Origin of the sequence: Galbibacter mesophilus (assembly GCF_023721415.1) — a bacterium.
Taxonomy (GTDB): domain Bacteria; phylum Bacteroidota; class Bacteroidia; order Flavobacteriales; family Flavobacteriaceae; genus Galbibacter; species Galbibacter mesophilus.
The window spans coordinates 972,868-993,700 of sequence record NZ_JAMQVC010000002.1; the positions used below are offsets into that span (position 1 = coordinate 972,868).

General features: G+C 36.6%; 21 protein-coding genes. 8 read left to right on the forward strand and 13 right to left on the reverse strand.

Annotated features, from left to right (window positions below):
• Positions 1 to 30 precede the first annotated feature (30 nt).
• The 3 genes from NDQ75_RS11020 (at position 31) to NDQ75_RS11030 (ending at position 2,849) form a co-directional block, all read left to right on the forward strand.
• Positions 31 to 1,074, forward strand: a complete 1,044-nt coding sequence (locus NDQ75_RS11020) for a COX15/CtaA family protein (protein ID WP_202027530.1) — start codon at positions 31 to 33, stop codon at positions 1,072 to 1,074.
• A 120-nt stretch (positions 1,075 to 1,194) separates the two neighbouring features.
• Positions 1,195 to 1,704: an IS1096 element passenger TnpR family protein gene (locus NDQ75_RS11025; protein ID WP_202027531.1), complete on the forward strand. Its 510-nt coding sequence runs from the start codon at positions 1,195 to 1,197 to the stop codon at positions 1,702 to 1,704.
• An 86-nt stretch (positions 1,705 to 1,790) separates the two neighbouring features.
• Positions 1,791 to 2,849: a nucleoid-associated protein gene (locus tag NDQ75_RS11030; protein ID WP_202027532.1), complete on the forward strand. Its 1,059-nt coding sequence runs from the start codon at positions 1,791 to 1,793 to the stop codon at positions 2,847 to 2,849.
• A gap of 115 nt (positions 2,850 to 2,964) precedes the next feature.
• Here the strand turns inward: NDQ75_RS11030 and NDQ75_RS11035 are convergent, their stop codons facing one another.
• Positions 2,965 to 4,113 carry a cysteine desulfurase family protein gene (locus NDQ75_RS11035; RefSeq protein WP_202027533.1) on the reverse strand — a complete coding sequence of 383 codons (1,149 nt, stop codon included), beginning with the start codon at positions 4,111 to 4,113 and terminating at the stop codon, positions 2,965 to 2,967.
• A gap of 92 nt (positions 4,114 to 4,205) precedes the next feature.
• On the opposite strand from NDQ75_RS11035, the gene NDQ75_RS11040 reads away from it, so the two are divergent.
• Positions 4,206 to 5,117 carry a hypothetical protein gene (locus NDQ75_RS11040; protein ID WP_202027534.1) on the forward strand — a complete coding sequence of 304 codons (912 nt, stop codon included), beginning with the start codon at positions 4,206 to 4,208 and terminating at the stop codon, positions 5,115 to 5,117.
• Positions 5,118 to 5,160: 43 nt separating this feature from the next.
• Here the strand turns inward: NDQ75_RS11040 and NDQ75_RS11045 are convergent, their stop codons facing one another.
• The gene (locus NDQ75_RS11045) at positions 5,161 to 5,706 is read right to left on the reverse strand and encodes a Smr/MutS family protein (protein ID WP_202027535.1); all 546 of its coding nucleotides are present in this window, start codon (positions 5,704 to 5,706) and stop codon (positions 5,161 to 5,163) included.
• Between the two features lie 4 nt (positions 5,707 to 5,710).
• Entirely contained in the window at positions 5,711 to 5,923 is a 213-nt protein-coding gene (locus NDQ75_RS11050; protein WP_202027536.1) for a hypothetical protein, read from the reverse strand.
• A gap of 102 nt (positions 5,924 to 6,025) precedes the next feature.
• Between NDQ75_RS11050 and NDQ75_RS11055 the strand changes: the two genes are divergently transcribed.
• Positions 6,026 to 6,325: a DUF2752 domain-containing protein gene (locus NDQ75_RS11055; RefSeq protein ID WP_202027537.1), complete on the forward strand. Its 300-nt coding sequence runs from the start codon at positions 6,026 to 6,028 to the stop codon at positions 6,323 to 6,325.
• Between the two features lie 20 nt (positions 6,326 to 6,345).
• Positions 6,346 to 6,681, forward strand: coding sequence for a CCC motif membrane protein (locus NDQ75_RS11060; RefSeq protein WP_202027538.1), 336 nt, complete (start codon positions 6,346 to 6,348; stop codon positions 6,679 to 6,681).
• A 69-nt stretch (positions 6,682 to 6,750) separates the two neighbouring features.
• On the opposite strand, the gene rocD is transcribed toward NDQ75_RS11060, so the two are convergent.
• From rocD to NDQ75_RS11090, 6 genes are all read right to left on the reverse strand, one after another.
• Positions 6,751 to 7,995: an ornithine--oxo-acid transaminase gene (gene rocD / locus NDQ75_RS11065; RefSeq protein ID WP_202027539.1), complete on the reverse strand. Its 1,245-nt coding sequence runs from the start codon at positions 7,993 to 7,995 to the stop codon at positions 6,751 to 6,753.
• A 272-nt stretch (positions 7,996 to 8,267) separates the two neighbouring features.
• Positions 8,268 to 9,068, reverse strand: a complete 801-nt coding sequence (locus NDQ75_RS11070; RefSeq protein WP_202027540.1) for a TIGR00266 family protein — start codon at positions 9,066 to 9,068, stop codon at positions 8,268 to 8,270.
• A 72-nt stretch (positions 9,069 to 9,140) separates the two neighbouring features.
• Entirely contained in the window at positions 9,141 to 9,878 is a 738-nt protein-coding gene (locus NDQ75_RS11075) for a hypothetical protein (protein WP_202027541.1), read from the reverse strand.
• Positions 9,879 to 10,067: 189 nt separating this feature from the next.
• The gene (locus tag NDQ75_RS11080) at positions 10,068 to 10,958 is read right to left on the reverse strand and encodes a bifunctional molybdenum cofactor biosynthesis protein MoaC/MoaB (RefSeq protein ID WP_202027542.1); all 891 of its coding nucleotides are present in this window, start codon (positions 10,956 to 10,958) and stop codon (positions 10,068 to 10,070) included.
• Between the two features lie 43 nt (positions 10,959 to 11,001).
• The gene (locus tag NDQ75_RS11085; RefSeq protein WP_202027543.1) at positions 11,002 to 11,439 is read right to left on the reverse strand and encodes a molybdenum cofactor biosynthesis protein MoaE; all 438 of its coding nucleotides are present in this window, start codon (positions 11,437 to 11,439) and stop codon (positions 11,002 to 11,004) included.
• Between the two features lie 49 nt (positions 11,440 to 11,488).
• On the reverse strand, positions 11,489 to 12,661 hold the full coding sequence (locus NDQ75_RS11090) for a molybdopterin molybdotransferase MoeA (RefSeq protein ID WP_202027544.1): 1,173 nt from the start codon (positions 12,659 to 12,661) through the stop codon (positions 11,489 to 11,491).
• 140 nt (positions 12,662 to 12,801) lie between these two features.
• Here NDQ75_RS11090 and NDQ75_RS11095 point away from each other — a divergent pair, with 140 nt between their 5' ends.
• On the forward strand, positions 12,802 to 14,073 hold the full coding sequence (locus tag NDQ75_RS11095; RefSeq protein ID WP_202027545.1) for an alginate export family protein: 1,272 nt from the start codon (positions 12,802 to 12,804) through the stop codon (positions 14,071 to 14,073).
• 60 nt (positions 14,074 to 14,133) lie between these two features.
• On the opposite strand, the gene NDQ75_RS11100 is transcribed toward NDQ75_RS11095, so the two are convergent.
• The 4 genes from NDQ75_RS11100 to NDQ75_RS11115 are packed head-to-tail and all read right to left on the reverse strand — an operon-like array spanning position 14,134 to position 19,629.
• Positions 14,134 to 15,600 (reverse strand): oligosaccharide flippase family protein, encoded by a 1,467-nt coding sequence (locus NDQ75_RS11100; RefSeq protein ID WP_202027546.1) that lies wholly within the window; start codon positions 15,598 to 15,600, stop codon positions 14,134 to 14,136.
• Between the two features lie 6 nt (positions 15,601 to 15,606).
• Positions 15,607 to 16,878, reverse strand: coding sequence for a glycosyltransferase family 4 protein (locus NDQ75_RS11105; protein ID WP_202027547.1), 1,272 nt, complete (start codon positions 16,876 to 16,878; stop codon positions 15,607 to 15,609).
• A 12-nt stretch (positions 16,879 to 16,890) separates the two neighbouring features.
• On the reverse strand, positions 16,891 to 19,341 hold the full coding sequence (locus NDQ75_RS11110) for a YfhO family protein (protein WP_202027548.1): 2,451 nt from the start codon (positions 19,339 to 19,341) through the stop codon (positions 16,891 to 16,893).
• Positions 19,342 to 19,356: 15 nt separating this feature from the next.
• Complete coding sequence (locus tag NDQ75_RS11115) at positions 19,357 to 19,629, reverse strand: DUF4834 family protein (RefSeq protein WP_202027549.1); 273 nt, start codon at positions 19,627 to 19,629, stop codon at positions 19,357 to 19,359.
• 226 nt (positions 19,630 to 19,855) lie between these two features.
• Between NDQ75_RS11115 and NDQ75_RS11120 the strand changes: the two genes are divergently transcribed.
• Complete coding sequence (locus NDQ75_RS11120) at positions 19,856 to 20,833, forward strand: transporter (RefSeq protein ID WP_202027550.1); 978 nt, start codon at positions 19,856 to 19,858, stop codon at positions 20,831 to 20,833.

The following is a 20,833-nucleotide window of genomic DNA, read 5'->3' on the forward strand; positions in this document are numbered from 1 at the left end:
TTGAACCTTTGAACCTTTGAACCTTGAAAAGTGAAAAAAAACTTTAGAAAAATAGCAAAAGTCACCTTAGTATTGGTGTATTTGGTAATCGTAGCAGGTGCAGTGGTTAGAATGACGGGTAGCGGAATGGGCTGTCCCGATTGGCCAAAATGTTTTGGATATTACATCCCTCCTACCGAAATTTCGCAACTGGAATGGCAATCAGAACGATCTTTTAAAAAAGGACAAGTAATTATCGTAAACGAAACCTTAAAGGTAGCGAAAGAAGATTTTATTACTGGCGCTTCTTATGATGAGTCTCATTGGAATACATATACCAAACACGATTATGCTAAATTTAATCCCACCCACACCTGGGTTGAATATATCAATAGATTGTTTGGTGCTTTGGCAGGTTTTGCTACTTTAATTTTAGCATTTGCTTCCCTAGGCTATCGGAAGAAAAATAAATGGATCCCTATTCTAGCGTGGCTTACCGTATTTGGAATGGGTTTCCAAGCGTGGTTAGGTGCTACCGTGGTGTATTCGGTGTTGGCACCAGTTAGAATTACGCTTCATATGGTAATGGCATTGATTATTGTAGCCTTTATTTTAATGATAATCCGTTTAACAAAAGACAAAAAGAAGTCGTTTAAAAATGACAAACTTTTTACCAATTTCTTGATTTTCGCCTTACTTCTAACCCTAGTTCAAATAGTTTTGGGAACACAAGTGCGGCAATTTATAGATGAACAGTCTACTGTTTTCGGTGAAGCTGCTAAAAATCAATGGTTATCCAATCCAGAAATCGATTTTTACCTGCACCGCAGTTTATCCATATTGGTGTTTCTTGTAAATCTTTTTGTATTCTTCAGAAACAAAAAATATGTCTTGGGTTATACCAAAGTAAATTGGGTCATGGCTTTTATCACGTTGGAAATAATTACAGGAATCGCCATGTACTATTTTCATTTTCCATTTGGCAGTCAGGCGCTACACCTCGTTTTTGCTTCTCTTTTATTTGGAGTTCAATTTTACTTATTGCTAGAGGCCTATCAAAATAAGAATATTAAGAAGTTTTCTTCAAAAATCTAAACCCATTAACCTGAGTTCGGTTATCAAATTCGTTGTAAAAAAGGTGTCCCTATTTGGGGGTTGAATACTATTTTCCATCGAATTCTTTGTAACTTGCACCACGCTGAAAAATCAATTGAAATGATCTATAAATTTAGAATAATATTAGACGCTGAAGAAGACGTATTTAGGGATATTGAAGTGGAAGGAAACAGCACTTTGGAAGATTTTCATAACGCCGTTTCCCAAGCTTTTGGCTTTGATGGAACCGAAATGGCCTCTTTTTATGTGAGCGACGAAGAATGGAATCAAGGTGAAGAAATTGCTCTTTTTGATATGAGTGAAACCGGTAGCGATGTCCGACTAATGGCTGAAACCTACGTAGAAGATTTATTGGATGAAGACAACCGTAATCTTATTTATGTGTACGATTTTTTCAGTATGTGGACGTTCTTTGTAGAATTGGCCGATATGGCTGAAAAGGAGGATGGAAATACCTATCCAAACTTACTTTATGTTCACGGACAATTACCAGATGCCCCACCCGTTAAAAAATTTGAAGCTGAAGATATTTCTGAAAACGATAGCGAAAACGACGGTTTCGACGTAGACAGTTACGACGATTTCGACTTCGATGAACACTGGAATTAGTAAAGCTTGAGGTATCAGCCTCGTGGTTAGAAGTAAACGAAACTTTTAACCTTTCACTTTTTAACTTATTAACTCATAACTTTAGAATGATCAATTTATATCCCACTCAAATTGAAAGCTTATCCATTCACAGAATTGGAAACAAAAGCAAAGAAGAAGGCACTTTCTTTTCTGAAGAGCCATACCGATTGAATGATGAAATAACGGGACTATTAAAAGAGTATTTCTTTAAGCCTTTCCGCGAAAAAGAAGAAAATTACTATCGTTTCGATCACGAAGTAGATTTGGAATACAATGAATTATATGCCATGGCTTCAGAAATTTTTGAAGACCCAACCAGCGTTCACAAAGTTTCCAAGAGCATTGCTACCCATTTATACGATCAGTCCAATCACCCTCACATCAAAAGCGGAGAAGTTTATGTGGCTTATCTAACGGATGTAAACTTGGACAATGAAAAAATAAATGCCATCGGTATCTTTAAATCGGAATTGAAGCATGATTTTTTAGAGTTTGAAGAAAAAGGAACCAATTTAGAAATACTTATCCGTCAAGGGATAAACATTAATAAGCTTGATAAAGGATGTTTGATTTTTAATACGAATAAAGAAGAAGGATTTAAAATTCTTTCGGTGGACAGCAACCGCTACGATACGAAATATTGGTTGGAAAACTTCATGAGTGTTGACGCACTTACGGATGAAACTTACTTCACAAAAAAATACTTGAAATTCTGTCAAGATTTCGCAAAAGACGTGGTGTTGCCTGCTGAAGACAAAAAAGAAGAGGTGATGTTCATGAACCGCGCCGTTAATCATTTTGCAAGTAACGACGATTTCGAAGAGACCAGTTTCTTAAATGAAGTAATGGAAAATCCAGCACTAATCCCAGAATTTAAGAACTACAAAACCGAAAAGGGACCAAAATATAGTATTGAAGATGTTTCTTCCTTTCCAATTGCAAATAAAGCAGTTTCTGACGCCCGGAAAAAAATTAAGAACGTGATTAATTTGGATACAAACATTCAAATTAAAATGGATTTCATCAATCCAGAATCTGCTGAAAAGTTTGTTGAAAAAGGATGGGACGAAGAAAAGCAAATGTATTATTATTTGGTGTATTTCAACAAAGAACAGAAAAGCTAAGGCGAATTTTCAATCGAAAAGCCTTCACGAAATACGTTTAAAATTTAATAAGAAAAGGGACTGTCCAATAAAGTACGGTCCCTTTTTTATTTTCATATGTTTTTAATTTCAAAGCTTAACTTTCGGCAAACTCTTTTAAGCAACTTACTACATAATCCATTTCTTCTTTCGTGTTGTAGTGCGAAAATGAGAATCGAACAGATGGCTTTTGCGAATCTTCTTCACTTAAAATTTCATTCAAAACATGAGATCCTGCTGAGCTTCCACTTTGGCAAGCACTCCCTTTTGAACAAGCAATTCCTTTAATATCCAGTTGAAATAAAAGTAAAGCACCTTTTTCTGCTGAAAGCGGCAAACAAGCATTTACCAAGGTGTAGGTACTTTTCTCCATATTTCCACAAGTACCATTAAATTTTACGCCTGGAAGCGCTTTTTCCAGTTCTTGCATAAAATATTCCTTCAACTCAGTTACATAAGCACGCTCTTTTTCTAAATTATCGTATGCGGAAATAAAAGCCTCTTCCAAGCCCACAATATTATGAAAAGGCTCCGTTCCAGCTCTAAAGCCACGTTCTTGTTCACCTCCACAAATCATTTGTTTGATTGGAATATTTTTTCGTATAAATGCAAATCCAATTCCCTTTGGTCCATGAAATTTATGTGCCGCTGCGGTTAAGAAATCGGCTTTCGTTTTTTGTACATCCCATTCCCAGTGCCCGATAGACTGCACCGTGTCGGAATGAAAAAGAGCATCGTATTCCTTGCATTTATCGGCAAATGCATCAATATCTATCATGTTTCCAATCTCATTGTTCACATGCATTAAACTTACCAATGTCTTTTCTGGATTATTCTTCAGCAAATCTTCAAGGCTTTCCAAACTGGGTGTTCCACATTCATTTAAATCAACGTAAGAAACCTTTATATCATATTCCTTTTCCAACTGCTCCACGGTATGCAGAACAGCATGGTGCTCGATTTTGGAAGTAATTAAGTTCTTAACCTTTAAATCCCTTACCCCACAGCGTAAAATCATATTATCGGCCTCGGTTCCACCAGAGGTAAAAATAATTTCTGACGGACTAGCATTCAGTTGTTTTGCTATGGTTTTTCTTGCCTTTTCTATCTGGGTTTTTGCCGATCTTCCAAAACTATGTGTGGACGACGGATTTCCATAAAAATTCGCCAAAGCATCTTGCATTTTAGCGATTACCCCTTCTCTCACCTGCGTTGTAGCAGCACTATCTAAATACACTTTTTGCATGCCGCAAAAGTACTTTTATTTAAAATTATTCACAATAAATTTCGTTATAACTTAGTATGTTTTACATTTGTTTAAGATTTAAAATTCTAGGGATGCGAAGAATATTCTTTTTTGGATTGTTGATGTTTTTATTGGGGTGTGATGATGGTGACTTTATCATTGAACAACTCGATTTTGATGAAACCGATGTTCAAGAACCTTGCTTGGATGGCACCGTTACACTATTCAAAATTTCTGAAGCAAAAAACGAGGCTTTAATAATTCAACTAGCTCCCAATTCTGTTGACTTTACCGAGGTAGAGGTCTTAGAATTCCCAATAAACAACAACACCAATAAGGTTTTATACCGAATTTTAGATAACGAAGTGACTCCAGCTTACTTTTGTCAAAGCGTACCGCCTACTTCCCCGTTGGTTACTGAAGAATGGTATTCCCCCAGTGGAACGATTAGGATTACCACGACAAAAGAAGATGATGATCTGGACGGAATTCCTTCGGAACAGGAAGGCATGGTTTTGAATGAAGATGGCACGGTAAACATGGAAGCTTCGCGAGATAGTGATGGTGATGGTTTTCCAGATTACATAGATCCAGATGATGATGACGACCGCATACCAACAATTGATGAAATAGACAATACAGATCCTACCAATATTGTTTTTACCAACACCGATGGGGACGACCTCCCGAATTATCTAGATAATGACGATGATAATGATGGCGTTTTAACCATTGATGAAGATTTAGGTGGAGACGGAAATCCGGCCAATGACACAACGGACATCGATGGTGAAAAAATTCCTAATTATTTAACGCCCATTGCAAATACAGAAACTACAAAAAAATCTACTCGTAGAAAAAATGTTTACCAATCTATTTATACAAGTGTTATTGAGATTGTAGATGGTTTTAAACTACAAAATGAAAACCAAGAAATTAAATTTGATGTAGAAACGTACTTATTTGGTACCGTAGAAACCCCAATAAAACAAGAAGAAAAATAATTTTCCAGGAAATTTAAATCTATTTGCCCATAAACTTAACTATTTAGTTATTGGCATTTTGATAAATATAAACTTCCGTAGCGCCCAAACCGTAAGTTTTGTAATCGGCGTCGTAGAAGGTTACGTTATCGTAACGACCAAAAAGGTATTCCAATTCGGTTTTTAGGACCCCTTGCCCTACTCCGTGGATAAATACAATTTTCTGTATACGCTTCTCGATGGCAAATTCCAATTTATGCTTCGCCGTATCCATTTGAAGGTTAAGCATATCAAAATTGGTCATTCCACGGGTTGATTCGGTAAGTTTATGAATATGGAGATCAACCTCCATTGGCGGCACCACTTTCTCCATTTTAGGCGATTTTTTCTTTTGTTTTATGCCTTGTTGCTTTTCTTTCACAGCTTTTGCCACGTCAAAATTTGAAACCTTCATAGCATCACCCTTTATTTTTACGAGTTCGGTCTCTAAAAACGACATTTCAAAACCGTCTTCCGTAGCAACTAGAACAGAAGTTCCGCTAACCTTTAAAACTGTACCTTTTATTGCATCATCCAGTACTTCTATGGAATCCCCTACTTGAAATTTCATCTTATTAATCTCTTAAGTGGTCGTCCAAACTTTTTGTATCATCTTTTTTGTCATCTTTTGGATTGTCTTTTACCCAAAGTTGAGTTGATTTATACAAACCATACATCAGTAACACAAAACCTAAAATCTTTAAGTACTTATCGTAATCCGATTCATCATTAAAAACAAATATTAGAATAGCCCCCAAAACGATACATAAAAGTGAAAACAACTTCATAAATGACTTTTTTTTATATTTATTCGACAAAAATAATACAATGCAGCAAGTTTGATTAAGAAGTTTTTAATAAGTTTACAATACTTAGTGCATTGTTAAATTATGAAGATTTTTGGAACAGCATCTGCAGAAGATTATATGCTTCCATGCCTAAACAAAAAGTATTTGGGTTTTGAATGTTTGGGGTGTGGACTACAACGTTCTGTTGCGCTTCTTTTTCAAGGGGACTTTATTGGTGCTTTTAAAATGTATCCAGCGATTTATCCATTAATTGCTTTAATCGGTTTTCTTATAGCTACTTTGTTTGTTAACATAAAACATGTAGAAAAGATTAAAATAATATTAGCTATAACCACAGTGTCTACTATTGTTATCAATTATCTAATCAAAATAATCTTTTAATCCTAATCAACTTAAAAATTATGGAAGAACAAAAATTACCTAATTCAACTTTAATTATCATACTGGCCATAGGGAGCTATTTAATTTGCTGTTTTTATGGTGTAGGTATCATTCCGGCTATTATTGCATTGGTATTAGCGAATAAAGCTAAGAAAACCTACCTATTGGATCCAGCTGCCTATTCTAATTACAATACCATTAAAACTGGTAGAATTCTTGCTATTATTGGTATTATTTTAAATATACTGATGATTGCTTTTATGGTTTGGGCCATTATAGCCATAGGCTGGGAAGTAATTATGAGTAACGATCAAGAATTAATTCAAGAACGAATGAATGAGCTTTTTGAGGAGTAATTCAGTACAATCCTATAAACTCAAAATGCCCGCTACCGCGGGCATTTTTTTTAATTCTAACTATCGAATTTACTTTTCAAAATCTTTTAAAGTCTTCGTTATAATCGAAACACAATCCAACAATTGTTCTTCCGTCATAACCAAAGGCGGTGCAAAACGGATGATATTACCATGAGTTGGTTTCGCTAAAAGTCCGTTTTCCTTCAACGCCATACAGATATCCCAAGCGGTAGAACTATTTTCACTATCATTGATCACAATGGCATTTAACAGTCCTTTTCCACGAACTAGGCTTACTATATTACTATTTTCAATATATTTTTGAAGCTCGCTACGGAATTTTTGTCCGAGTTTCTCAGCATTTTCGGCTAAGTTTTCATCTCTAACTACTTCCAATGCTTCGGTGGCTACTGCAGCGGCTACTGGATTTCCGCCAAAAGTACTTCCGTGTTGTCCTGGCTTGATAACATTCATTACCTCGTTATCTGCCAATACAGCACTCACAGGATATACCCCGCCACTAATTGCTTTCCCGAGGATTAGCATATCTGGCTTTATATCTTCATGATCAATTGCCAACAATTTTCCTGTTCTGGCAATACCGGTTTGAATTTCATCAGCAATGAATAAAACACCGTATTGCTTACACAGCTCTCTTGCTTTGGTTAAATAACCTTCTGAAGGCACATAAACACCCGCTTCACCTTGAATAGGTTCTACCAAGAAACCAGCGATGTTATCGTTTTCCTTCAATGTTTTTTCCAAAGCTTCCGTATTATCGTAAGGGATTTTCAAAAATCCTGGGGTGTACGGACCGAAATTTTTCCGTGCTCCCTCATCATTGGAAAAAGAAATAATTGTTGTTGTTCTTCCGTGGAAATTATTTTCACAAACTACAATTTGTGCTTCTTGCTCTTTAATTCCCTTCTTCTCGTAAGCCCACTTTCTACAAATTTTAATTGCGGTTTCTACAGCTTCAGCCCCTGTATTCATGGGCAAAAGTTTGTCAAAACCGAAATAAGAAGTAGCATACTGCTCAAATTTCCCCAACATATCGTTGTGAAACGCACGGGATGTTAAAGTTAAGGTCTTTGCCTGTTCTATCATTGCATTTACGATACGCGGATTGCAATGCCCTTGATTTACTGCGGAATAAGCTGATAAAAAATCGTAATACTTTTTACCTTCTACATCCCACATGTACACACCTTCTCCTCGGCTTAACACAACCGGTAATGGGTGATAATTATGCGCACCGTACTTGTCTTCTAATGCTATCGCATCTTTTGAAGTTAATTTTTCCAAAACTGCCATTCTGAAATTGAAATTTAAATTGTGATACTTTACAATTCCTTCTTACGGAGAGAAATCATCCATGCAGTGTGGCGAAAGTACAAAATATTTAGACCAAGTTCAAAAGATAGCGGTAAAGGATTACTAATCAGTTATCTCGAAGCAAACCTACAACATCCATAGTCGGAATCGCAAGGCATTCTGACTAAAAATTGTTTACTTCATTTCGATGCAGAACTGTCCGAAACCTACCCACTTAAAATATGTAAGACAGGTTGAACCCAAAATGAGGGTTAAAATCTGTTATCGCCGTCTAAAATATCGCCCAAGCCACCTAATATACTGCCTTCTCCTTTATCTTTTCCTCCTTGTTGGGGTGCGGCTGCAAATACCCTACTTGCTAAACGACTAAATGGTAACGATTGAATATATACTACGCCGGGGCCGGTAAGAGAGGCAAAAAACAATCCTTCTCCTCCGAAAACAGTATTCTTTATACCGCCAACAAATTGAATATCGTAATCAACATTTTGAGTGAAACCTACAATACAACCGGTGTCTACTTTTAAAACTTCTCCTGCAGCCAGTTCCTTTCTTGCCAATGTTCCACCGGCATGCACAAAAGCCATTCCGTCTCCTTCCAGTTTTTGCATGATAAATCCTTCCCCTCCAAAAAAGCCACGGCCAAGTCTTCTAGAAAACTCAATACCAATAGAAACTCCTTGGGCTGCGCAGAGAAAAGCATCTTTCTGACAAATAAATTTCCCTCCGTATTTGGTGAGGTCAATAGGAATGATTTTACCTGGATACGGGGAAGCAAAGCTTACTTTACGTTTCCCAGCATCGGTGTTTAAAAAAGCAGTCATGAAAAGACTTTCACCGGTAAGTAATCTTTTTCCTGCTGAAAAAAGTTTACCTAAAACGCCTCTTTCCTGATTGGAACCATCTCCAAAAATAGTATCCATTTGGAGTCCGCTATCCATCATCATAAAACTTCCGGCTTCTGCCACAACTGCTTCGCGGGGGTCTAATTCAATCTCTACATATTGCATTTCTTCCCCGAAGATTTGGTAATCTATTTCATGTGCTGTCATATTTCTTTTTGTTGGTTTATTATATGACTGAAATTATAGAAAAATGTTACAGTTTTTTTTGATGATTGAAGGTTATTTCAAGAGTTCGGCCACGGTTATTTCGCTAAGATCGGTATTCATTTCGTAGTACATTTTAAAAGAACCATCTACCCTATCAGCATCGGTAATATCTGGAAATCTATTATAGGACTTGCCTTTTCCAGGAGGCCAAGCTACAGAGGCTGCTTCAAAAGCAATGTTACCGTCATTAAATCCGATACTTTTAATATTGAAACCGTTGGTTTTTCCGTCATTTTTCCGAGCGGTAATAAAACTTGCCTTGCTAATCGCTCCGGAATTCGGATTCAGCTTTGCCAAAATGGATACTTTTGGACCGCCTCCATTTCCGTAGCTATTTTGATAAACACCAGCAAACGCTTCATTTTCAATAGCTCTTTTTGTGAGGTAATCGGCACTATTACTACCACCAACTAGCGAAAACACAACCCAAGGAACATTATTATTGTCGACCATTACCATAAGGGCACGACCGTCAACCTCAGACTTTTCGTGTTCGACATACCACAACGATTCTCCGGAAGCTGATTTTTTACGAACAAACGGATCCTGATTGATATTGCTTACTTGATTAAAGCCTACCTCGTAAGTGTTGCCATCCTTATCTGTCACAGATTGCCGACTCGATAGCTCCACATTTTCGAGGGGATCATTACCGATTTCAGTGTCATTTTCAACCGATTCGTCATTCGAACAGGATAAAATTAAAAAACCATAACCTATCAAAAGTAAGCCACGAGAAAGATTTTTCATAAGGATAATTTTTTGGGACGTTTCAGAAATAACATCAAATTAAAAAGATTATTGTTTGCAAAGGTGATTTTTTATCCTATTCCTCAACCTATAAAACACCATTTGCATTTTTCTTTGACATAGCCCCAAGAAGATAATTAATGATTTCGTTTAAAAATTTCGAAGAATTTGGCCTAACAATCGATAGCGCTATTCATCATGTTGATGTCCCCGCAAAATTTTAAAAACATGAAGAACGTGCGGAAAAATCGCGTCCATAGATTCTTTAGCGCCATTGGTAGAGCCAGGTAACGCTAACACCAAGCAATTACCTATAGTTCCAGCAATGCTTCTGGAAAGCATGGCAAAAGGCATACGTTCTTGTCCGTAACTACGTATCGCTTCTTCGATACCAGGAATGTTTCTTTCTAAAAGAGGTGTTAATGCTTCCGGAGTTACATCCCTAAATGAGAGCCCAGTGCCACCTGTGTAAATTAACAAATTGTTTGTTTTAGAGAGTGATCTAGCCTTTTCGGCAATAATATCTTTTTCATCGGGGATAATTTCGTAATGTGACACCTCCACTCCATCTTCCTTCAATTTTTCTATGATTGCTTTCCCAGCCCTATCCTCTTTTTTGCCTTCGGAAATGGAATCGGAACAAACAATTACTGCTGCCTTTAAATTCGATGGAAACATTCGTTTAAAACCTTTGAGTCCGCTTTTACTTTTGATAATTTTAAGTCCGTCAATAACGACATCGTTATCATTTTCTGAGAGCATATTGGTTAAGGTAATGGAAGCCACAGAAGCGCCCAGTAATGCCTCAGAATCCAAATTAGAGCTGTGGATTGCTTTCACTGTTACTGTAATTTTCAAGATTTGTCCCTCTAGATTATCTGTCACCTCGATGCTGTTGATAGGCGCCGGTAACAAATCAGGAATCAAGGTAAAAGCATTTTTTACAGCCAATTGTGCAGCGGATTTCACCGTGAAGAATACTTCCTTTGTGTACTTTGATGCTGTCGCGCCTTCTAACTGAATGCCAACTTCAGCAGTAGAAATACATAATGTTTTTATTTGGTTGGATGTATCTATCATTGAGTTAGGTGTTGGGTGATGGGTGTTAGGTCTTTGGGAAAAATCAACTATTCACTTTCCATTGGTGAGTTTCATCTTCGAAAAGTTCCTTTCCAAAAATGGGCACTTCTTCTTTTACCATATTTACAATGGCTTCAGTAGCGGCGTACACCTCTTTTCTTCTTTCCGAAGAAACAAAAACAAAAAAACAAATTTCCCCTGCTTTTACTTTCCCCAAACTATGATAAATATGCATGTAAGTAAGATTGAACCTTTCAAAAGCCTTTTCACGAATTTCTTGCAGCTTTTCGTTCGCCATACCTTCATAGGTCGAATACTCAATAGCACTTACTTTTTTTCCTTCAATTTCATCCGCTCTCACCTGACCTAAAAAAATGTTATGAGCGCCAATAGAATGTTTAGATTGATGTTTCGCAATTGATGTTGCAATAAACTCCGGAGCTATTGCTCCCTCCATAAATACTTGCTTCTTCTTTTTCATTTCACATTATTTTTCACCTATTTGTCACGCTTTTTTGAATATGATAAATTTACTGAAGAATATCCAGATATAAAATCTCTTTTCCCTTATCACAAACCGCCGTATCTTCTGGAATATAGGCTAGCGCATTGGCATCAATTAAACTTTGTAACATCGCTGAGCTCTGGTTTTTAAAAATTTCAATAGTATTTCCTGTGACTTTGGCTCTTAAAAACAAGCTTTTTCCAGTGGGATTGGAAATACTTTCCAACAACGTGGCTTTTTTAAATCCATTTGTATTTTCAATACCTATAAAGCGGCGAAGTGCCGGCAATACATACACCTGGAAATTTATAAAACAAGCAGCTGGATTTCCTGGGAGTCCGAAAACTGAAACTTCATCCTTCTTTCCAAAGTAAATAGGTTTGCCTGGACGCTGATTTATTTTATAAAACTTTTCTTCCACACTGTTGGCCTCAAATGCATGCCGAATTAAATCGTATTCTCCCACGGATATTCCGCCAGATGCGATTATAAAATGGGAATCTTCAAGCAAGCGTGCTACCGTGGTTGTTATTTCATGTTTTGAATCTCCTACAAATACAACTTCTACGTTTTGCACTCCTATTTTCTGCAACAGAAGCTTTAGCATTATCGAATTACTATCGTAAATTTTTCCGTTCTCCAGAGCTTCACCGGGGGCTTGTAATTCATTTCCGCTTACCAATATCGATACTTTGGGCATTTTAAACACCGACACATCCTTAATTCCGAGTCCGCTTAAAAAAGCAACAGCAGAAGCATTCAATAAAGTTCCCTTTGACAATGCAACACTTCCTTTTTTTATCTGCTCTCCAGTTTCCTTTACATTGTTTTTTCCGAATGAATCTTTTAAATAAGTAATTACACCATTTACTTCTTCCACGTGTTCTTGCATTAGCACCCTTGTTGTTCCCTTTGGAACAGGTGCTCCCGTAAAAACCCTAACTGCTTCTCCTTCTTTTAAGGTAATATTAATATTACTTCCGGCTTGAACCTCTCCAATGACCTTAAAAGATAGGCTTTTGCTTCCACTTACGGCATAACCATCCATAGCTGATTGCCTAAAAGGGGGCAAATTAATTTCTGAAAAAACATCTTCTCCCAAAACATGACCATTGACATTTTTTAGAGAAGATATTTCAAGTAGCCTTGCTGTAGTGTGAGATTTTATAATTGCTAGTGCCTTGTTTACTGAAATCATAGTATTATCTTTATAGAGTCTCCCCCGTACTTTCAATCGAACTGGTATGAACAAAGCTAATCAATATTTTATTAAAAAAACTACGTAAAAATACTTAATATTAAGTATTAATACTTATTTTTGAAACAAAACCAACAATCATGATAAGAAAAATTACCTTTTGCATCCTATGCTTTATTCTTTCAACATCAGCTTTCAGCCAAACTTTTGAAGCAGACCTAGACCTTCGTCCACGATTTGAATACCGACATGGATTCAACAATCTTTTCCCCGATGATGCTGATCCTGCGGCATTTGTCACGCAACGTTCACGCTTGAACCTTAATTATAAATCCGAGCTTTTAAACGTTATGTTAAGTATTCAAGATGTGAGTACATGGGGAGATACACGTCAAATTTTAATTAATGATGGCAACGACTCTTTCTTTCTTTTTCAAGCGTGGGCAGAACTAATATTTGACGAAAACTGGTCAACCAAAGTAGGTAGACAACCCATAGTTTATGATAATGAACGTATTTTTGGAGGTCTTGACTGGGCGATGCAAGGACGCTTTCACGATGCAGCCCTTTTAAGATACAAAAATGATAGTTTTATGGCAGATGCTGGTTTCGCTTTCAACCAAACCAGTCAGGAAAATGAGGGCACTGCTTATGACGTACCAGGTTTTTTCACCTACAAAACCATGCAATATTTATATGCAAAAAAGGAATGGGAGAAAGCACAGGCTAGTTTTCTATTTCTAAATACCGGATTTCAGGAGTTCGATGAGAACGACCAAGCCGACGGGGTTTACTATACCCATACGGCAGGAACATATTTTCAATTTCCTCTTTCGGTAGTGAATTTCAGCGGAAGTTTCTATTATCAATTTGGAAAAGCTTACCCTATAAATGTGGACTTATCTGCATACGAATTTATGCTTGAAGCCAGTTACAAGCCGCAAAACACTTTATTTGCTTTAGGTTTTGAAGCGCAAAGTGGCTCTGACCAAGGTGGAAGCGACAATCATTCATTCTTCCCGCTGTATGGAACAAACCATGCCTTTAATGGTTTTATGGATTATTTCTATGTGGGTAATCACGCAAACAACGTTGGACTAAATGATCTTTACGGAAAGGTAGTATTAAAGACAGGTGAAAAATCAAACCTACTGGGAGCTATCCATTATTTTGGTGCCAACGGAGACCTTGCCAATAACGCCGATCCATATCTAGGAACGGAAATCGATGTACAATTCACACAAAAGTTGATGAAATTTGCAACTTTAAAAGTAGGTTATTCCCACATGTTTGCTTCCGATAGTATGAGTTTGATTAAAGAAGGACGTCCTAATGACAACACTAACAACTGGGCATGGGCAATGTTGGTTGTTAATCCTAAGTTGTTCACGCATAAATTTGACAACAACTAATACATCTGTTAAGATAATTTTTAATAATGCTACAAACTGCTTCCAATCGGGAGCAGTTTTTTATTTGAAATTCTTTTTCGAAAAGTATTTAGCAACAAGTAAATTGATGTCTTCAGAAAGCCTTAATTTATAGGTAACACCCCAAAAAAACAAGAATATCAAAGTTGATTTAAGAATGATGTTGAGGATTGGGAGGAAGCTAAAATCCCAAAAATAGAAAATGAAAAAAGAAATGCTTATCAGTAAAGCAGTTCGAAAAGTATTCTTGGTAAAAGGCTGCAAATGAAGTTTTATCCAAACAAAATAAAGTTTAATCCCGTTGTAAAGTGTAAATGCTAAAAATGTGGCCACCGCAGCACCATTAATTCCCCAAATGGGTATGAAAATTATATTTAAGATAACTGTAAGGACAACCAATAAAACGCCAAAGAACAACACCATTCGATAGTAATCCGAGTTAAAAATAATAGCATTATTATTTCCGATAAGATTGTCAAGCAATTTAGCCAAGGAAATAAGAAACACCACTACTACTCCTCCACGGTATTTTTCCGGAAGCAAGAAATACATTTCATTTATATTCAAAACAATCAAAAGAAATATAAAGCCCCCAACAATAAAAAGGTTGATTGAACTTTTCTTGTAAAGTTCGTCCAACTCTTTATACTTTTTAGCATTCAGCAACTCACTGGTAATTGGATATGTAATTTGGTGCATCGACCTTGCTGGTACCGCAATTACAATGGCGATAAAAACTGCTACAGTGTAATAGGCAATGTTTTCAATTTCTTTAAATTGTCCTAACATCACTTTGTCTATATCCAAAAGTACAGCAGCTATAGAACCGGTTAAAATGATTAAAAACGAATATTTTAAAACTGAAACGTAATTTTCAGGCAAGCGAAATTTTAAAACTGGTTTTTCAATGATAAATGCGCTTACTAGCATTAGCAGCATCCTTAATAAATAAACACCCATTAGGCTGTAAATAAAGGCAGGAACACTCAGCACTTTTAAATATACCATCACCAATAAAACGGCTACAACTACTCTATGGAAAACTTCTTTTAAAAAATTTCCGTAAACCGACTTCATATGGACTTTCGCCCATGCATAAAACACTTCGAAGTACGCCATGGAAAAGCCCAAAACAAAAATGGTCCAAACGTAGGGAGCTAGAATTTCATTTTTTGTAGTAAGATAATCTACAATTGATTCATAAAACATCGCACCCAAAAGACCAGCGGGAACAATTATAACCAAAGGCAACAAAAATATAAATCCCGTGAATGCATTTTGTTCATCATGATTCGTATAACTGCTATAAAACTTAACAATACTATTTTGAACGCCGAAACACAAAATAGGCATTAAAATATTGGCGGCAGAAAGTAAATATGCAACCAAACCATAATAATCGTCCGTTAAAAAGTTGGTGTAAAGAAAAAGCGTGCTAATGGCTCCTATCCCAAAGCCGAGATAGGTTGTAATAGTGTTTTTAAATGTTTGATTGATAACAATCCCCATAAAGTTTTACATTATAGAAGCCAAATGCGCGGTTAATGCCCTTCGATGAAATTTTTCAATGTTTACCGAATTTACATGCAAATTAGCATTTTTAAACGCTTTGTAATAAGAACGTATCGTTTCTTTAATATTTTCCTTTTCTGAATACTCAAAATATACCCCAGCCTTTGTTTCTTCAAGAATTTTTTGAACATCCCATCCATTTGGACCAATGGCAACTATGGGACGTTTTGCTGAAAGATATTCGAACAATTTACCTGGAATGATTCCTCTTGTTTTTTCTGAATCAATTTCGATAAGCAACAAAACCTGGGAGGATTTCTGAAGATGTAACGCTTCCTCATGGGAAACATATCCTAAAACGGAAAGATTATCTGTGATTCCCGCAGCTTTAATCGACCTTAAAACATCTTCGCTAACGGCTCCGGCCAATTGTAATTCAAAATCTTTTTTAAATCCATCCAGTTCCTCCAATAATTCTCCTATCGCATTCCATAAAACTTCTGGATTGCGACCTGAAAGTAAAGAACCTATGTGTGATAATGTGAAGTTTTTACTTAACTCTTTTTGTCCTTCATTTTCAGAAAGAAAACCATTGGTAATTACCTCAATAGGCTTTTCGGTGATGCCGCTAAACTCTTCTTTTGTAGTGTAACTTGTAGTTATTACTTGATTGGCTTTGTTGAGCACTTGGCGTTCCAACGCAAGGTGCTTTTTTTGTGAACTTTCAGTAAGTTTTAAATCGGAGTGGTAACCGATATTTGTCCAAGGGTCCCTAAAATCGGCAATCCATTTAAGGTCTAGCATGCCTTTCAGCTTCATCCCTATTAAATGAACGCTATGTGGAGGACCTGTGGTTATAATCGTATCTATTTGTTCCTTTTGAATAAAGGATTCTAGATATTTTACAGATGGTTTAACCCAAAAAACACGGGCATCAGGGATAAAAAAATTACCTCGAATCCATAACATTATGCTTTCCACAACCGATTGTTTCTCCGAAGAAATAATACCCTTACTTATTTGTTTCGTTTTCTTCTTCGAAAAGAATGACGCCAATTTATAGGGCTCGAAAATGGGATGTTTTAGTATTCTAGCATTTTTTGGAACTTCCTCTAAGAAAGAAGCATCTTCCATGGGATAATCTGGATTTTCTGGAATGAAAACAATGGGTTCAATTTCAAACTCGGGCAAGAACTTAACAAAATTAAGCCACCGTTGCACCCCTGGCCCTCCTGCTGGGGGCCAATAGTATGTTATAATTAGGACTTTCTTCATTCCATAAAGAAATTATACCCCTTTATTTCTAAGTTTCCATCCGTAGAAAAGACCGCCTAAAAGCAATAAAAATAAAAGCACATTACTTGCCAAGCCAATTGTACTTCCAGTTTTCACCACTTGTGGTTCAAATTTGAAAACAATAGTATGCTCGCCAGCTGGAATCTTTAAAGCACGTAAAGCATAATTTACCCTAAATTCTTCAGAAGATTTCCCATCAATCGTGACTTGCCATCCATGAGGATAATGCATTTCAGAAAAAACCGCTACTCCTTCATTTTGGTTTTTCGATTCGTAGGTGAGCTTGTTCGGCTGGTAATCAACCAATTTAATGGAAGCTGTTGAATCTACCGTAAAATTACTTTCAGAAATATCTTTAAACGCCTCATTATTAAATACAGCGGTAGTTTTAGTGTTAAGGCTATCTAACGTAGCCATTTCAGCATCAGCTGAATTAACAGCTATTAAATTGCTTACAAACCAAGCGGGACCATTGGCATACGGATTTTTAGCCGGATACATCTGTCCTTTGTCATTTTGGCGAATGATATATTTTACATTCAACATGTTTAAAACCCCTACGTTGTTTTTACTTATTTGATATTCAAATAAATCCTGTAAACGCTTTGGCTTTGCAGCGTGATACCCCCCTATTGACTTATGATAAAAAGAAGTACTCGCACCATTGATGCTTTCTTGGGTGTTGAAAACCCGATAGTATCCTTCATCTTGTAGGATTTGCTTATCGATAGCTGACTGTTGAAAAGGTCTATCCAACACTCTAGCCGCAACAAAATCATCTTTATTTACGTATTGTCTATCAATACCCACCAAATCAATTAAGATAAGAATTCCGAAAGCCAGTATAGCAATATTTTGCTTCAACTTTTCTTTAATGAAAAACCAAATTACCGCCGCAACAGCCAACACAAATAACAAACTTCTAAAAATATCTTTTGTATAAAGTGCTTCCCGGTCTTTTTTAATACTTCCCATCAACTGGTTCATTCCCATTTGATCAAATTGTTGACGATAAAAAGCATCGTTGGCATGACTGAAATCCAGCGCTCCTTTAGCAAAGAACAACAGTACCAAAGTACCTCCAGAAATAATAACAGACCATTTAAGGGCGTTCAGCTTTTTAGAAGCCTCAGTTTCCCTTTCAAAAAGTACTTTTAGGCCTAAAATAGCAAGTATTGGCACGCAAAGTTCCAATATTACTTGTATCGATGTAATTGCCCTAAACTTATTGTACATTGGGAAATAATCGATCATAGCATTGGTGAGTAGTTCGAAATTATGTCCCCAAGACAGTACCAAAGACATAATAGCACCTGCCAAAAGCCACCATTTTAATTTTCCTTGCAGTAAAAACAGGCTCATTAAAAACAGGAAAATAACCGCCGCACCCACGTAAGCCGGCGCTGCAGTGATGGGCTGTTCACCCCAGTACATCATTCTCGCTGCTTGATTTTTAACAAAATCCTGTGCTTGTGCTGGAGGAACACCCTGCCTAACAAGATATTCATAACTATGGGAATCGTTTCCTAACTCTTCGTCGTTTCCACCGCCCATTAAACGAGGGACAAAGAGGTTCAATGATTCAAACAAGCCATAACTATATTGAGTGATGTAATCTTTATCGAGTCCGTTTGTATTTTCTTTTGGCGAACCGTCCGGATTTACGGTGAGTTCGCTTTTTCCTCTTGTACTCCATTCGGCATATTCCTTTGTTGCCATTAAATTAGTAGCATTAGTAGCCACTGCGAGTACCACTGCAACAGCTAGTACGCCAACCGCTTTAAAAAAGTGAGGAAGTTCTTTTTGTTTATATGCATCAATTAAATAAACAATTCCAAGAACCAGTACTAATAGCAATAAATAGTAGGTCATTTGGAAGTGATTCGCATTGATTTCCAAGGCCATTGCGAAAGCGGTAAGAAGAAATCCGCTTATATAATTTCTTCTGAAAGCTAAAATAATACCTGCTAAAACGAAGGGGAAATAACCAATTGCATGGGCTTTAGCGTTGTGTCCCACTCCCAAAATAATGATTAAATATGTGGAAAATCCAAAAGCCAAAGCTCCTATTCCAGCCAATTTCCAATCAACTTTTAAAATTAAAAGCAGCAAGTAAAATCCGATGAAGTATAAAAAAAGGTAATCCGCCGGTCTAGGCAAGAAGCGAATAACTTTATCCAGTTTTTTAATATAATTATGGGGATAGTTGGCTCCTAATTGATACGTAGGCATGCCTCCAAAAGCACTATTCGTCCAATACGATTCTTCCCCCGTACTTTCCTTAAAGGCGTCCCGTTCTTCCGACATACCCACATATTGTACGATGTCACTCTGAAAAATTTTTTTTCCTTGAAGAACTGGTGAAAAATATAAAAGGGAAGTAAGTATAAAAACTAAAAATACCACAAAATGTGGTACAATATTCTTTAATTGGTTAGTCATGAAACGCTATTTTAGTTAGTCAATTTCTTCAAATTCTATGTATTCTCCAACTTCTTCAGAAGATTTTTTGGCATTTGAATCCTGGGGCTTTCTATCTATTACAGTTTCACCCTCTTTATATTTAGGATCTTGACCATTTTGTTGCCTTTGCTGATTAAACTGTTGTTTAAACTTTTTCTCCATTTTTTTAGATGCATATTTCACAAGATAAGGACCAAAAAGTCTCGCTAATATCTTAAATCCATACCAAAATAAAAGGATAATTAATATAGTTCTTAATAACTGCATTGAATTCCACTTTGAAAATACTTTCAAAAATACAACAGAATGTGGGTTTAAAAAGATATTATTCCTTAAAATAATAATAAAATGACCAAAAGTGAAGTTTTAATAGGAGCAACACCGACACATGATGTGGTTGAAATCATTTTTTTGCCGATATTTACCTGCCAGAATAGCTAAAAAATTTAATTTCGTTATTAAGTACTAATCGCTAGGAAAACCAAATTTTGATATGAACAAACTACGCTACTTTACTGCTATCCTTTTGTTGACCGTCCTAAATACCCAAGCCCAATACACCGAAGTAATTAATTCTAACCGTCCGGGAGCATCCTACAGTGCTTTTGCCGTTGGAAAAAATGTGGTGCAAGGGGAAGGCGGTTTTTATTACGAAAGAAACGATCATTCGGTTTTGGAAACGGAAGGAAACCGCTACGGGATGGATTACGCCATTCGCTACGGTTTTCTGTTTGAGCAACTTGAACTTATTCTAGATGGAACCTATACCAAAGAAAATTACACTGATTTTTCTATGAATCCATCTGTTGATTACTCACGAAGTAATTTTACGCGTAACACTATTGGAGCTAAATATTTAATTTACGACCCTTATAAAAATCCAGAGAAAAACAAACCAAACCTTTATAGTTGGAGAGCGAATAACCATGTACAGTGGAGAAATTTAATTCCCGCCGTTGCAGTGTATGCTGGAGCAAATTTTAATTTCGGTGACAATCCATTTTACCCAGAGGACCCGCAAGTTAGTCCCAAGGTAATGATTGCGACGCAAAATCACCTGACCCCAAATTGGGTGTTGGTTATGAATTTTGTGTACGACAAATTCACCACTGATGACCCACTCTTCAATTATGTTATAACTTTGACCCATGCCCTTCCCGACCCTCGATATTCTATTTTTGTTGAAAATCAAGGATATAGTAGCGATTCTTATTCCGATGGAATATTTAGAGCCGGTGCTGCCAGACTTTTTGAAAAAAATATGCAAGTGGATGCTTCGTTGGGCATCAATATAAAAGATACTCCATCGAGATTTTTCGGCTCTATCGGAATTTCTTACCGATTGGATTATCACAAAGACAAACCCAAGCAGATTGATAACGTATCCGACGAGGACAAAGAATTCATAAAAGAAGCTAAGAAAAAAAGAAGGAAAAAGAATCCGTTTGAAGATTTAGATACCGAAGAATAA